We start from the raw sequence: 13890 nt of genomic DNA on the forward strand, positions 1-13890 counted from the left end.
TTATTAAACATATTTAGGGATAAATCATGATAGGGAAAATCATTCAATTATTTCCGCTATGGGCGGTCGTCTTTTCGGTATTGGCATTCTTACAGCCAACATTATTTGTTGATCTTAAAACACAGATAGTACCTTTGCTTACCATTATTATGCTGTCGATGGGGATAAGCTTGTCTCCAAAAGACTTTGCGAATGTACTCAAGCATAAAGCGGCTGTTGGCGTGGGCGTATTCTTACAGTTTTTGATCATGCCATTGGCTGCATTGTTGGTCAGTTTTGTTTTGGGTTTTAATACCGAAATGACGGTTGGTATGGTACTTGTTGGTAGTGTTGCTGGTGGGACATCATCAAATGTGATGGCTTTTCTGGCGAAGGGTAACGTTGCGCTATCTATTTCAATGACGGCAGTTTCTACGCTATTGGGAGTGGTCTTAACCCCTTTCTTAGTCGAGTTATTGGTAGGAGAAAGTGTAGATGTACCTGTTAGTGCGATGCTAATTAGCCTGGTAAAAATTGTATTAATGCCTGTCGCTATCGGGGTAGTAATTAACACGATGGCACGTAAGTATGTTGATAAGGTTAGTGACGTATTACCACTTATCTCAATGGCGGCAATTGTAATGGTTATTGCGATTGTAGTTGCCTTGAATGCCAATAACTTAAGTACGTTAGGGCCAATTATTGCACTTGCTGTTATTTTGCATAATAGTTTGGGGCTGTTGGCTGGTTATTACAGCTGCCGTGCACTTGGCTTTAGTGAGCCAGTGTGTCGTACGGTGGCCTTTGAGGTTGGGTTGCAAAATTCGGGACTAGCCACAGCGCTTGCAATGAAGTTTTTTACGCCAGCAGCGGCAATACCCGGCACCATTTTCTCGATTTGGCATAATATTTCTGGTTCTGTTTTAGCCGGTATCTGGGCAAAGCGGAAGGGAAAAGAACAGAGTAAAGCAATAGCATCATAACGGTTGTTCTTGCTTAATAAAGAAAAGGAGCGCACTGCGCTCCTTTTTAATTGGTGTATTTAAATTAAGGTATCGAGCAGCATTATTTGAATAAAATTAAATGTAATTAATAACGTTATAATTGAAAATTTACGGGGGGAAAGTCATATTTATAAATAAATCTCATCTGCCTACTTTTTCAGACTCTAAAGTTAATAAGGTATTCGCCATAGAGCAGAGGGAAAGTCATGAGCAGCATAAAATGTACACTGCGGTTAGATGAGCTGATTTGTCAAAAGGTTACCGGAGAACCTGGACATGATGAAATCTATTTCAAGATATGGGTAGATGGGAATTACTGGGGTACCTACCCAAGAGATGCCGATGACAGTAATACGTTTGATATGAATGATAGCGGTGATAAATATCGAAAAGTCGCCCTTGATTTGTCATTGGAATATGGTGATAACGTCAAAATCGAAGTTAGGGAGCAGGACAGTGCAGGAAATGCCTCTAAAGACGAAATCATTGGGGATTTCACTATTCATACATCACAAGTGAATTACGGTGATATCAGTACGCATTCCAATACTGTTTCTGGGTCAAAAGCTGAATATACAGTGAAATGGCGTTTACTCTCACAGAAAATACCGACCCTACGTGTGCTGGGAATCAGTTGTCAGCAAAGCTCATGTAACAGCAATGTGGATGTCATAGATGCTGTGACAGCTTTAATCGCAGAAGTTGCAGATAAGACAGCCGAATATATTGGCGATCTTAAAACGCCGAAAGCTAAGAAAATCAGTAAAGCGTTTGAAATTGCAGGAGAAACGGTACAAGCAATTGGGAAAGTCTATGAATGGATCGCTAATGCGGCAGAAGGTGATGATGACGTATATATTCAGCAGACTTTTTCCGGCGAACAAGCCCATGATGGCGCAGGTTTTTGCCCTCCGAACGGTGGCGTTATGAAAATGAATAAAGGTGATACAGTGGCTTTCCTTGACAGCTACGACCGTTATTTTCGGTTCCCATTAGATCGCGACGAAGTAACAATAGAACTACGCGAAAAAGACTCGGCTCAACACGATGTGAGCCTGGGAAGCTTCACTGTCGGGATGAAAGATTATGAAGAGCTGTACGATAAGGGAGCCAGAGTGATGGTGTTGACCAACTTTTTAGACACTCAGGGTGGTCAGGGAGCTATTTATCACGTGTGTTATAGCCTTGCTCTTGAAGACTGGTCTTATTCAGCCAATCAGGATGCAGAGGCTTAACTTTTACTTTGTATTCGTTAAAGAGCTCTGCTTTTTGCAGAGCTCTCTTTATGGCGTGTCGTAAAAAACAGAATGTATAGAATTACACTGGTTTAGGTGTAACTATTTTTTGTTCTTTTGAGTGTAGATAAATTGCTGGTCGCTACTGACGACAATATCGTGCTTAAGGAAATTCTCACCTAATATCATGCTGTATTCAAAACGGCTGCGGTCGCGCAAGTTAACGGCTACTTCTTTCTCTATCTCGCCTAATTTGACTCGCATACTCACCACCAAGCGAACTTGAGGTTTTTCTCCAGCGCGCGCTTTGATACGCATCTCGTCAATTACTTCGCGAGTAAACGCTTGTTTGTTACCTTGAGCGTTTTCATAAGTGAATGAGACCCACTTTTTACCTTCTTTATTGAAGGTTTTGATATCAGTGGCGTGCATTGAGCTGACATCGGCACCAGTATCTAATTTCGCAGGGAACGTCATGCCTTCAAGAGTAACTGTTTCAATATATCCAGCCGTTGTTGGAGCTTGCTTATCGAGTAAATGCGTTGAGCGTGTATTTACAAATAATGAGCCATGCACCAAACTCGGGCTCACTTCAAATACAGATACCTCGCCATCAAGGTGTGGTGTAGCTTCAAGGGCAATGTCCTTTAACAGTAGTGATGAAGGAAGCTTGATTTCAGAGCCGACAACAGTGCGAACGGTTTGCCCCACTCGGACTTTAGTTTTTATTGGCTTTTCATAGCTACGACGCTGACCATTCGCATCAATCACGTTATATTGTGCCATTCGCCCATAGTCTGTTCTTTGCTCATTGATGTATGGAACATTCAAAACTGGCGTTTTGATAATACCTGAGGGCTTGGCTTTAACTATTGCGCTATCAATACGGATGGTTTCTTCTGCACTCATCATCAGTGAGGTTTCATCAGCAATAACCGAGTCTAGTGTGCTTAGTGGTTTATTACTTAGGTAGGTGTCGCTAAGGCTTATGACAAAGTATTTATTTAATGCTTCTGTACCTAAGCGTAATTGACTGCTCTTTTTAGAACGGTCACGTAAATAGGCAAGAATATAGCCATTAAAGCGGTCTTCTTTGTGTTCTGCTGAGCCAATTTGAACGGGTAAATACACCAATGGGCGGCTGGCATTTTTGAACTTGAGCATCTTGACCAGTGGTAAGGTCATTTGCTTTTTCTTTTTATCATCGCCTTCTATCGTAAAACTAACGCGCTGCTTTTTTTCATCGACTTGAATGTTGGCTGCATGGAAAATGCTATAGCGATTTTGTAGCGAGTAGCTGGTTTCCATGGTTAGGCCGTTGACGGTAGCTCGTTCTTTACGGCCGATAACTTTGGCGTTTTGCTGTTCTTGTAGGTAATTGAACCCAGCATCAACCCAAGCAGTGTCTCTTAAAAACGTCTTACCAATCAAAATTGGGTAAGAAAAGCGACTGCGATCAGCAAGATTAACTTCTGTACGGACAGTATTACCTGCGATATCCAAATCTATTTCAACGACAGGGCGGGCTAGATGCCCATCCGAGCTACGCGTTTTGATCATGGCTAGACGAAAAAGCGGCTTGGTTAACCGAACAGCCTCGCCTGAGTAAGGATTCGTGATATCAAAACTGACCATGATATCTGTTTTATCTTCGCGGTCGCGCAACATGGTCGTATTTAACGCATCAAATTCTGTGGCGATGGCATCGAGAAGAGCATTGCCTTTCAGGCCCGCAAACACCTCATCTGTGGCGCTAATGCTTATATTGGTTGCATGGATAGATGTTGAATCTGCACCAGTATCAATTTTTGCAGGAATGCCAATGCCGCTTAGTTGCTCTATTTGAGGAAAATAGACTTTTTCAGTTCGGCCAAGTACGACTTTGTTGTCAATAGTGGTACGTGATTGCCATAGAGCCTCACCCGTTAGAGGTTGTGACGGGATAGCTTGGGCAAAGCTTGGCGCGATAGCAAAGATAGAGAGACACAAGGTTGTGATTAATCGAAGTGAAGCCATATCCATCCTGTGTAAGTGATAGTAAAAAAATGTGTTATATCAAGGCATGATAATACTGATTGTAACAGCCAATAGTGGAGGATATTGTGTCAAATTCAGTGGGTATTCAGTTTACCCAGCAGTTAGTTTCCATTAAAGCATAGACAACTGCCGGGTAAAGGCTGATTTATTGCGGTAGGTGAGCGATGTTATTGCCCATTTCGATTAACTTATCGAGTATACGTTCACCGTCGGCACGTAAGCCATTATGCTCATACTCGTTAGTGACCCATGCTTTGCTGTTCGGTATACCGTTAAGGGTTTCTAGCGAGTAAGCCATCTCGACATACATATCTTCGGCATATACTGCACAAGTAACTGGCACGGTATTGTTTGTTAAAGCTTCTACATCATAGAGTTCTGACCAATCCTGTTTCGTTGCTAGTATCTCTGCAGCCTCTTTCAGTGGCTTTAGGCAGCTGAATTGATCAAACATCCATGGGTAGACCATTTCACCGGTAAACAGGAATGGTTGGCCGCTTTGGAAGTTGAACGCAGGGTATTGCTGGCGAACTCGGTGTGCAGACCATTCTGATGCTGTATTCTGGCAGTATAAAGGTTCGTGCAAAATCGCGTAAATAGGGTTGGTTTGATGGCTTTGCTCGGCCAGCATGGCATTGAGGAAGTCATAGCTCAGAGTTTCTTCACCCTCGATGCTGACAAAGGCACCTTCCAATAGGTAATACATCGGAACGTTAGCGTGACTACGGCCTAGATTGATGCCAATCATTTGGAATTGTTCAACCGTGAAGCGTTGACCATTGGGCAGGTGAACATCATTTGCCAGTAAGTGTTCAGCAATCTTTTGGCATTGAGTCTGTGCTTGCGGGAACTGTGCAAAAAACGCCTTATTTTTATCAAGAACACGCTTATAAGTGGCCTGATACACATCATCGGCATGACGAGTCAGTGAAGGGACACCGCCTGTTAAATACGCGCGAGTCAAACTTTGTGGATAAAATGATAAATATGTCAATGAGCAGAAGCCCCCAAAGCTTTGACCTAGAATTGACCATTGCTTAACCCCAAGCTTTTCTCGAATAGCTTCAGCATCGCGCACAATGTTATCGGCACGAAAATGACTTAAATAATCAGCTTGCTGTTGTGCTGTCATTGGTGCCAATGTTTGGTGGCTTATTACTGTACTGTGACCGGTACCACGCTGATCAAGTAGCAGTACGCGGTATTGTTCCAACGCCCGCTTTAGCCAGCCAGAGCGGCTATCTGGACGAGGTGAGGGGAAGCCCGGGCCACCCTGAAAATATACTAGCCACGGTAAATCTGTCGTGTCTTTGTTTAGATCAACCACTTCACGAGCAAAAACTTGAATGCTTTGTTTTTGCGGTGCTGAATAATCGAGCGGCAGCTCAAATTGGTGTTGACGAAAGATTATATCGTCATCAATAAATGTTGATTGCACGGGTTGCTCCTTTAACACATGAAAACAAGATCTTAACAATGTTTGTTTGTCATGCCTAGAGGATTCATTGTGCATGCACAGTGATTGCTGTTTTAGTTAATGAGGTGGCAGAAATAAGGCTTCTAACACATTGGCATCATCAAAGTGGCGCTCACCAATAAAAGCGGTGGCATGATGGCCAACTTGGCGCATAGTACCCGGTGATGGAACACCAAAAGGCCATAAGTACACACGTTCAAGACGCTCACTTGCCAATAGCATACCTCGCTGATCAAACAGGCTTTTATGTTGGCCTTCCGAGGTCGGTATACTGCGAAGCGCATCATAAGGAAGCGGCATTAAAGCACGAGCTGGCGTTGGATTACTCGTCCACTGAACTTGTTTTATCATATGTATGCCCTGTGACAGGGTTACACTTAGTCTACTTTCTGCTGCAGGTTTCGCCTTATGGAATACTAATGGCTTTTCAATATCTTCGCTTAATTGTGCAAATTTTAACTGAGGTTGAAGTGCAAATACCATATGGTAACAGCCACATTGGTGAATGTTGTCGAGTATAAGTGGCTGACCTTGTTGGTCGAGGGTCAATCTCAATATGACACCATCAAATTTTCCAGCGTAGGGGTCGAAGCTTGATGTTGGTGTGCGGTTGGCAAACCACACACTGTAATTCAGCTGAAGGTGAATATTGCCATGAAATTCGGTGTAACTGTGGTTAAGGTAAACCGTTGGCGCGGTGGCATTAACCAGTGGTTGTAGGTTTGGACTGTATTCGACTCTACCGGGTTTATCATCAACCGACGATGATTCAATTGTCATGATTGGGGCATAGTGGTTAAACAGCTGAGAAATTTGTTGGTCAGTCAGCTGAGGCCATTGGCTGTCTGATCGTTGTCGCGCATTGGAAAACCATTTTTTTATCTGAATGCTGGTTAGTGAGGTGTTTTTTTCCATGGCATAGCGAATGGTATAGCCTTCACTTTCATGACCAAAATCCGCCAGGATCCGTTTTTGTTCTGCTTCAATAGCCGGTTTTGCCACTTGCTTACTGAGTGGGTAGACACCAAAAAAGCGTAACCAAGGTTCATAGCTTGAGGCAATAACGGGTGGTTGTTTCTTAATGTCTTGCCAAAAAGGGGTATCAAATCGTGAATGGCTTGTCAGCTTGTCGGCGCAATAATCAAGGGATGCTAAGTCAAAGTGTTGCTTATCAATCAAGTTCCGATATTCAGCATGACGTTGTGATTTGGCTTGTGCTGAGGTGTAGTTAAGCCATTGTTGCTGATCCTGACGAGTATTTAGCTTAATAAGCTGAGCCTGACTAAAGCGGTTGAAAGCAAGGTGCGGATAGCGGCTGTCCCATACAACTTGTGCATCTTGTACTCCCTGGCGTTTCACTTCAGATTTAAAGCTGGTTAGTTGGGCGACACAGCTATCAAGTGACGTTGGGTAGTTAACGCTTATCGTGGCTGCGTTATTGGCACAGGCTGCCAACATTATTACGGTGAAAAATATAATAATGTGGCGCATAGATCCTCTCTGGTACTTAGTTGTTGTCGCTTATTACGGGCGATGCATATAAACATTGTACGCTAGCTGGTTTAACCAGTATATGTAGATTGATGCGAAGAGGATAACGATTAACCGAACTTTACCCAGAAATGACAAAGTCGTTAGAATTATTGCAGGTTTTTTAACGTATAAGCGATAAAAAGGGCCGATTACCAGCCCTTTGATATGTTTACTTTTTTACAGCTGCTTCAGCACGTAGTCAAGAGCACCTGTAATAGCGGCAACTTGTGCAACATTGCATTCTTCGTCGGTAACTTTATCGCTATCTGGGTAAACCTCTGTGGTCGTGCCATAAGTACAATCAGACAAACCATTACAAAGGCTTAGTTCTTTTAGCGGGTAATTGATCACGCCTTCTTGAGTGATCGGTGAACCGATGATTTTACCGTTAGCATCTGGTGGAGCGATGTGAGTCACTGTACGTACAGAGTCGATAATGGCCTTCTGTAGTTCAGGCTGTGGGTTTTCAGTATCGCCCACGGTGTAGAAACCATCAGGGATCATCTCTTCAAAATGATCGAGGCCATCACGTGCTGCACGAGCACGGCGGAATTCAGTTTCATCAGAGTCTGTGGTTTCGTGCAAGTCAACATGAACAAGGACTTCTACGCCAAGCGCTTTTACCATCGCCATTAGGCTTGCAGCTTCTTCTGATGGGCTGTTTTCGAAGAACGAACGGTTAGGATCCACAGCTTGTGGATTCCAGCGGTTGATGACTTCGTAGCCCCAAGGACTAACACAAGGTGCTATTACGATATTGAAGTGCTCTGCATATTTTTCTGCATCGCTATCAGCAAATAGTAGTGCGCCATGTACACCACTGGTTTCGTAACCATGTACACCACCAGTTACAAGCGCTGTTGGTTTGTCGTTACTCCAATTACGCGATTTAATCACCAAAAGCGGGTACTTTGCCGGGTCATAACTGAGTGCGCCATATTGAGACACATCAAAACGATCGCGAAGGGCATCAATCTTTGTGACAACTTCTTCTTGGTAAGAGCGTTGAATTTTTTGTTGAGCTAGCCACTGCGCTTTTTCTTCGTTACCCCATTTTTGGCCTTCTGTACCGATAGGGTATGTATTTGATATTTCCATTATTCGCCTTGTGTAGTGTTTACTCCTGTGGCAAACAGAGTAATCTACTGTTGATTGTGAATCAAACGTATTGATATTAGGGATAAATCTGCTTCTAACCATTTTTTTGTTGATGAAACTAGGTGGTACTAGTTAAGTCGCTGTTATCTAATGACGCTATTTGGGGCTCAAGCGTGGATAAATGTTAGAAGGGGATAGCTTTTAGTTGTTTAATTTTGTAGGAATATCACGATGGCACTAAGTGTAAGTTGGGTAGAGGACTGCCAGTTTAACGTTGTTACTGAAGATAAATTTGAATTCACCGTTGATGCTGATGGCAAGCAGGCACCGTGCCCGACAGAGATCTTGTTGTCTGCGCTGGGATCATGCAGTGCAACAGATGTGGTGATGGGTTTACAGGAACAAGGTGGGGTATTGAAACACCTTGAGAATAAGCTGACGTATACACTGACAGCAAGCTCTCCGCGATTGTATAAGAGCGTTAACCTGCATTTCATTGTTGAAGCTGACAATGTGACTGAGGCACAAGTATCGGCAGCCGCAAAAAATGCGTTAGAGAAATATTGCCATGTTTGTTTGATGCTGCAACCTAAGATCACTGTGACGCACACGGTTGAAATTATCGGCGGTTAATTATTTTTAATCGCTTCAGACCAAACCGCAAATTCGTTGCCGCTGGGTTCTTTGAAGTGGAAACGGCATCCGCCGGGAAAATCAAAAATCGGCCGAACAATTTCACCACCGCTATCTGTGACTTTTTTTAGTGTCGATTCAATATCGGCACTATAAAATACTAATAACGCCCCTCCGGTAGAGGTTTGTGAGCAGGTATTAGCTTTAAAAAAACCTCCATCCAAACCTTGGTTAGCGAACGCGGTATAGTCGGGGCCATAGTCAGTAAATGTCCAGTTGAATACACGGGCAAAAAAAGCTTTTGTTGCCGTTAAATCGCTGGCAGCGAATTCAACATAATTGAGTTTTTCATGCTGGCTCATTTTAACTCCACCGAACTTGAGGATTCTGGTTAATGCAGGTTCGTGCAGGCTAGGCTAGGCTAGGCTCTCCTGCCTTCATTTATTGTATATGATGGCAGGAGGTTGATTCGGGGGATTATGTGAGCGAATACTCAGAAACGAAAATGGCTGGTACCTGCTGAATACCTTCTTTTTCTGCCATGGCTGCGAGCGCTACTTCTGATGCAAGGCGAACATGCTCAACACAGGCATGATGAGCGGCAGCGCAGTCACGTTTGAGAATAGCATCGACAATCGCACTCATTTCTTCGATGCTCTGCATGTAACGATTTTCTTGAGAGATTGACGTTGCGCGAAGCAGGTTAATTCGAGCTTGTTGTTGGCGCAATAATTTTGCCGCAGTTTGGTTGCCACAACCTTCATAAAGCAGCTCGTAGAAGTCATTCACACTGTCGAGGATATTCGCAACATTCCCTTGAGTTAAACGACGAGTGAGTAAATGAAGTGTAGTTTCAAGCATTTGTAATTGTTTGTCAGTTGCATTGAGCGTGTACAGTTGCACAATTAAACTTTCTAAACTTGCCCGAAGTTCATAAATCTCTTTCGCGGTTTCAAGTGTTAAACGAGTAACAATTGGTCCTTTGTTTTCAAGATAATCAACCAATCCTTCTGATTCTAAATGCCGTAATGCTTCACGAACAGAAGTGCGGCTTACGCCTAGCATGTCGCAGAGATCTCGCTCAACTAATCGATCGCCCGGCATTAGCTGGAAGTTCGTGATAGCGGTTCTGAGGGTTACTAGCACTTTCTCTCGTAAAGGAATGCGGCTATTGTCAATTTTAGTTATTTGCGAAGGTTGCCTGATCATGCTGTATTCTCACTACTGTTGAGCATTCCATTAGCAAACTGCTGGGAAGCTGAGTAAACCATTGCTTTTTTGGGTCTTGCTTTGATTATATATTGTTCTACATTGGCGATTATAAGTGATTGTTAATGCTAATGTTGGTTTATTTTCTAGCGTCATTCAGCCGGCAGGGGGAGCTATCTGGCTAGAGAGGTCGGTTTGAATGTTGTTATTTGAACTATGCGCCTTCCACAATAGCGACTTCTGCTGTTGCGACGCCTTTGCGCTGAGCTGCAGCCTGTTGATAAGCATCAGAATGATAACACTCAAGTGCTGCATCAAACGATGGGAATTCAATAACGACATGACGCTGGCGCTCTTCGCCCTCTAATTGTTGGTAACGGCCACCACGAGCAAGTAATTTACCGTTATATGCGGCGAAAGCTTGGGGAGCCAGTGCGGTATAGCGTTGGTATTGTTCTGTGTCATGCACGGTCACATGTGCAAGCCAGTATCCTTTCATGGTGTCTTCCTTTTTTGTGGTGGTGAACATAAATGATAAATTTAAAGAGAAAAAGGCCCCACGCGAATGGGGCAAGCTAGGAAAGCGAGATTGTTACAAGTGCAGTAGTTATGAATGCTATCTTCAGTTAAATTTAGGCATTACTTTGTCAATGAACAGCTGCAGAGACTTTTTCTTTTCTTCAAAACTTAGGTTGTTATCAGCCCAGTAACTGTATTGGCTGATACCTAATGTTTCGTAGTACTTCAAGCGAGCAACCATTTCATCTGGTGTGCCGATAGCAAGATTGTTGCGCAGTACTTCTTTGCTGAAGCTTTCGCCTAAGTCTTCACTGCTTAAGTGTTTTACAAAGCCATCTTTAGGCGTTTGGTTGTTACGCGCCCATGCCATGAACATGGAATACCAGCGGTGCAGGGCATCGGTACCCGCCGTCAAATCTTGTTCGTTTTCACCCACGAACGTATGGCGGAGTAACATGATGTCAGGGCGTTCAACCTGAGGGTTATTTGCACAAGCATCGTTGAATTTGTTCATTAAGTCTTGGACTTCTTCATCATCTTTTTGCAGTGGTGTCACCATCACGTTACAGCCATTGCTGATAGCAAAGTTGTGCGAGTCAGGATCGCGTGCTGCAACCCACATTGGTGGGTGTGGTTGCTGTATTGGCTTTGGTACGCTGGTGGTGGTTGGGAACTGGAATAATTCACCGTCATGGGCGTAATCGCTCGTCCATAGTTTTTGTAGCGCTGGTACCATCTCGCGGAGGTACTTGCCACCATCAGCAGCTGGCATGCCATTCATTAAACGGTCAAACTCTGCTTGGTAAGCGCCTCGGGCAATACCAAATTCCAAACGGCCATCACACATGATATCTGCTAGTGCTGCTTCTCCTGCCAATTTCACCGGATGCCAGAATGGGGCTATAAATGTTCCAGCGCCAAGGCGAATGGTGCTGGTTTTATTGGCAAGGTAGGTAATGTAATTAATTGGGTTTGGCGCAATGGTAAATTCCATTCCATGGTGCTCTCCAACCCAAGCCATTTCAAAACCACCTTGTTCGGCAATTTGTACTAATTCGGTGAGTTCTGCCAATGACTCTTGGTGAGTCTTATTGTCATCGTAGCGTTCCATGTGTAGGAAAAGAGAGAATTTCATAGCAGTATCCTTTCTGAGATGTTTTATAAGAGGCTGGCAAGCAGCCTCATTCTTTTCTATTTATTGTCTGCAATATCTTATTTCGATAGCGCAGATACGGGCTCTAACGATTCAGTTTCATTTTTTACTACTGGTTGTGGTGACTCTTGATACTCAGTACCTGCGTACAGATCTTTCATAAAGCAATAAGCCATCACAATTAACACCATAGAGAACGGTAGCGCAGCGGCAATAGAGGCTGCTTGTAAGCCTTCAAGGCCTCCGGCCATCAGTAGAATTCCCGCTACTAGGCCAAGCCCAGCCCCCCAAACAACGCGCATCTTAATTGGTGGGTGGTTGCCACCCATTGACAATATGGTACAGATAACCAGCGTGGCTGAATCAGCAGATGTCACAAACCAAGAAATAATCATGATTGTTGCAAGTGCAGCCATTGGCCATGTTAGCCAGTGAACATTCAGTGCTTCGATTGTGCTGTAAAGCACCATTGTTAGGTTTTCATTTACAACGGATGTTAGGTCGCTTGCGGTGTATAGCTCAAGGTAAGTCGCGGTACCACCCATGATGGTGATCCAAGTAAATGCACCCAGTGTACTTGCTAAAATACCGCCTAGCATGAGTTCACGAATCGTACGTCCTTTCGAGATACGTGCGATGAAAATACCAACATACGGACCCCAGCTTAACCACCAGGCCCAATAGAATACTGTCCACCAACCCTGCCACTGACGCTCAGGTTGCGGGTCAACCCAGAGAGACATACCGATGAAGTTGGCAAGGTAATCACCCATATTGGTGAAGAAAGTACTGAATAGATAAACCGTTGGTCCAGCAATTAAGAAGAAGCCGAATAAGACACAACTAATTCTTACGTTCCATTGACTCAAGAACTTGATGCCTTTTTGCAGCCCCGATACAGCAGAGAAGGTAGCAATCGAGCCAACAACAACAATCAGAATTAATTGGTTAACCGAGTTTATTTCAATACCAAACAGATAATTAAGCCCGGCATTCATTTGTGATACGCCAAGACCAAGCGTCGTTGCGGTACCAAAAAGTGTACTGAAGATTGCGAGTAAATCGACCGCGTGCCCGATTGGTCCGTATATGCGATCACCTAAAATAGGGTAAAGCGCTGAACGAATGGTGAGTGGTAAGCCTTTACGGTAAGCAAAATAAGCTAAGATCAAACCAACAAGTACATATACACTCCAGGCATTCAAACCCCAGTGGAAAATGGTAATACGCATACCAATTTGAGCCGCTTCAGGTGTGCTAGCCGCCACATTTGCCATTTCAGCAAAAGGGTTACCTTGGATATAGGTTAGCGGTTCTGCAATACTCCAGAACATTAAACCAGTACCCACTGCAGCACTGAATAGCATTGCGAACCATGTAAAGTTATTGAACTCAGGCCGGTCGCTGTCTTTACCTAATCTCACTTTCCCGAATTGGCTAAATGTCACCCATACCGAGAAAACAAATATAACGGCAACTGCGCCAATGTAGTACCAGCTGAAGTTCGTTGTGATCCAGTTTTTCACGCCACTGTAAACAGTATTGGCTAAGTCGATTTGTAACACTGAAAAGAGGACAAATGCTGAAACCATAGCCAGTGAGGCGATGGTCATGGTTTGGTTAACCCCTTCAAATATTCCTTGCTTGTTAACCATATTACGATTGGAAATCATAGCAGGATTGCTCCTTTATACACTGTATGATCGCGCCTTAGATAAACTGCAGTAGCCCTCAGACTACATCACCCCAGACACTCCGTTTTTTATGTCAGCAGCACATTTTTAGCTGATGCTGTATTGTGTTTTGTTGGTATACCATAACATCATAAAAGTGGACTTCAACCATTTTGTTTAACAATGAATTAACATTGATATTGATTTAAGTTGTTGTATTTTAGGTGTTAATTGTTTTTCTTGTCGAATTTTAACAAGTTTCACTCGAGACAGTAATTTAACATTTTGTGATCATTGTAGATTTTTTGATAAAAGTGCCAGTAGTGCCTTAGTATAATAA

The 13890-nt window shown here is 43.5% G+C and carries 12 protein-coding genes; 3 read left to right on the plus strand and 9 right to left on the minus strand.

What is annotated here, in order from left to right; genetic code table 11:
* Window positions 1–26: 26 nt before the first annotated feature.
* The gene (locus tag L4D09_RS25335) at window positions 27–962 is read left to right on the plus strand and encodes a bile acid:sodium symporter family protein (RefSeq protein ID WP_428460328.1); all 936 of its coding nucleotides are present in this window, start codon (window positions 27–29) and stop codon (window positions 960–962) included.
* 227 nt (window positions 963–1189) lie between these two features.
* On the plus strand, window positions 1190–2218 hold the full coding sequence (locus L4D09_RS25340) for a hypothetical protein (protein WP_428460329.1): 1029 nt from the start codon (window positions 1190–1192) through the stop codon (window positions 2216–2218).
* A 102-nt stretch (window positions 2219–2320) separates the two neighbouring features.
* Here the strand turns inward: L4D09_RS25340 and L4D09_RS25345 are convergent, their stop codons facing one another.
* The 4 genes from L4D09_RS25345 to L4D09_RS25360 form a co-directional block, all read right to left on the minus strand.
* A complete protein-coding gene (locus tag L4D09_RS25345) occupies window positions 2321–4234 on the minus strand; it encodes an ATP-dependent zinc protease family protein (RefSeq protein WP_428460330.1) in 1914 nt (637 codons plus the stop codon).
* Between the two features lie 166 nt (window positions 4235–4400).
* Entirely contained in the window at window positions 4401–5693 is a 1293-nt protein-coding gene (locus L4D09_RS25350; RefSeq protein ID WP_428460331.1) for an alpha/beta fold hydrolase, read from the minus strand.
* A gap of 96 nt (window positions 5694–5789) precedes the next feature.
* On the minus strand, window positions 5790–7223 hold the full coding sequence (locus tag L4D09_RS25355; RefSeq protein WP_428460332.1) for a hypothetical protein: 1434 nt from the start codon (window positions 7221–7223) through the stop codon (window positions 5790–5792).
* Between the two features lie 219 nt (window positions 7224–7442).
* On the minus strand, window positions 7443–8363 hold the full coding sequence (locus tag L4D09_RS25360; protein WP_428460333.1) for a M14 family metallopeptidase: 921 nt from the start codon (window positions 8361–8363) through the stop codon (window positions 7443–7445).
* 231 nt (window positions 8364–8594) lie between these two features.
* Here L4D09_RS25360 and L4D09_RS25365 point away from each other — a divergent pair, with 231 nt between their 5' ends.
* Window positions 8595–8996 (plus strand): OsmC family protein, encoded by a 402-nt coding sequence (locus L4D09_RS25365; RefSeq protein ID WP_428460334.1) that lies wholly within the window; start codon window positions 8595–8597, stop codon window positions 8994–8996.
* Here L4D09_RS25365 and L4D09_RS25370 read toward each other — a convergent pair.
* The 5 genes from L4D09_RS25370 to L4D09_RS25390 form a co-directional block, all read right to left on the minus strand.
* Window positions 8993–9358 carry a VOC family protein gene (locus L4D09_RS25370; RefSeq protein ID WP_428460335.1) on the minus strand — a complete coding sequence of 122 codons (366 nt, stop codon included), beginning with the start codon at window positions 9356–9358 and terminating at the stop codon, window positions 8993–8995. The two genes, L4D09_RS25365 and L4D09_RS25370, sit on opposite strands and share 4 nt — an antisense overlap.
* Before the next feature lie 115 nt (window positions 9359–9473).
* Window positions 9474–10205, minus strand: coding sequence for a GntR family transcriptional regulator (locus tag L4D09_RS25375; protein WP_428460336.1), 732 nt, complete (start codon window positions 10203–10205; stop codon window positions 9474–9476).
* A gap of 214 nt (window positions 10206–10419) precedes the next feature.
* On the minus strand, window positions 10420–10704 hold the full coding sequence (locus L4D09_RS25380) for a DUF1330 domain-containing protein (RefSeq protein ID WP_428460337.1): 285 nt from the start codon (window positions 10702–10704) through the stop codon (window positions 10420–10422).
* Between the two features lie 123 nt (window positions 10705–10827).
* Window positions 10828–11859: an LLM class flavin-dependent oxidoreductase gene (locus L4D09_RS25385; RefSeq protein WP_428460338.1), complete on the minus strand. Its 1032-nt coding sequence runs from the start codon at window positions 11857–11859 to the stop codon at window positions 10828–10830.
* Window positions 11860–11936: 77 nt separating this feature from the next.
* Window positions 11937–13550 carry a BCCT family transporter gene (locus L4D09_RS25390; RefSeq protein WP_428460339.1) on the minus strand — a complete coding sequence of 538 codons (1614 nt, stop codon included), beginning with the start codon at window positions 13548–13550 and terminating at the stop codon, window positions 11937–11939.
* Between the last annotated feature and the right edge of the window lie 340 nt (window positions 13551–13890).

The organism is Photobacterium makurazakiensis, from assembly GCF_050336715.1.
Lineage (GTDB): Bacteria > Pseudomonadota > Gammaproteobacteria > Enterobacterales > Vibrionaceae > Photobacterium > Photobacterium makurazakiensis.

Coding starts and splice junctions, on each gene's coding strand:
- L4D09_RS25335 (WP_428460328.1), top strand. CDS start 27: ATGATAGGGAAAATCATTCAATTATTTCCGCTATGGGCGGTCGTCTTT.
- L4D09_RS25340 (WP_428460329.1), top strand. CDS start 1,190: ATGAGCAGCATAAAATGTACACTGCGGTTAGATGAGCTGATTTGTCAA.
- L4D09_RS25345 (WP_428460330.1), bottom strand. CDS start 4,234: ATGGCTTCACTTCGATTAATCACAACCTTGTGTCTCTCTATCTTTGCT.
- L4D09_RS25355 (WP_428460332.1), bottom strand. CDS start 7,223: ATGCGCCACATTATTATATTTTTCACCGTAATAATGTTGGCAGCCTGT.
- L4D09_RS25360 (WP_428460333.1), bottom strand. CDS start 8,363: ATGGAAATATCAAATACATACCCTATCGGTACAGAAGGCCAAAAATGG.
- L4D09_RS25365 (WP_428460334.1), top strand. CDS start 8,595: ATGGCACTAAGTGTAAGTTGGGTAGAGGACTGCCAGTTTAACGTTGTT.
- L4D09_RS25370 (WP_428460335.1), bottom strand. CDS start 9,358: ATGAGCCAGCATGAAAAACTCAATTATGTTGAATTCGCTGCCAGCGAT.
- L4D09_RS25375 (WP_428460336.1), bottom strand. CDS start 10,205: ATGATCAGGCAACCTTCGCAAATAACTAAAATTGACAATAGCCGCATT.
- L4D09_RS25380 (WP_428460337.1), bottom strand. CDS start 10,704: ATGAAAGGATACTGGCTTGCACATGTGACCGTGCATGACACAGAACAA.
- L4D09_RS25385 (WP_428460338.1), bottom strand. CDS start 11,859: ATGAAATTCTCTCTTTTCCTACACATGGAACGCTACGATGACAATAAG.
- L4D09_RS25390 (WP_428460339.1), bottom strand. CDS start 13,550: ATGATTTCCAATCGTAATATGGTTAACAAGCAAGGAATATTTGAAGGG.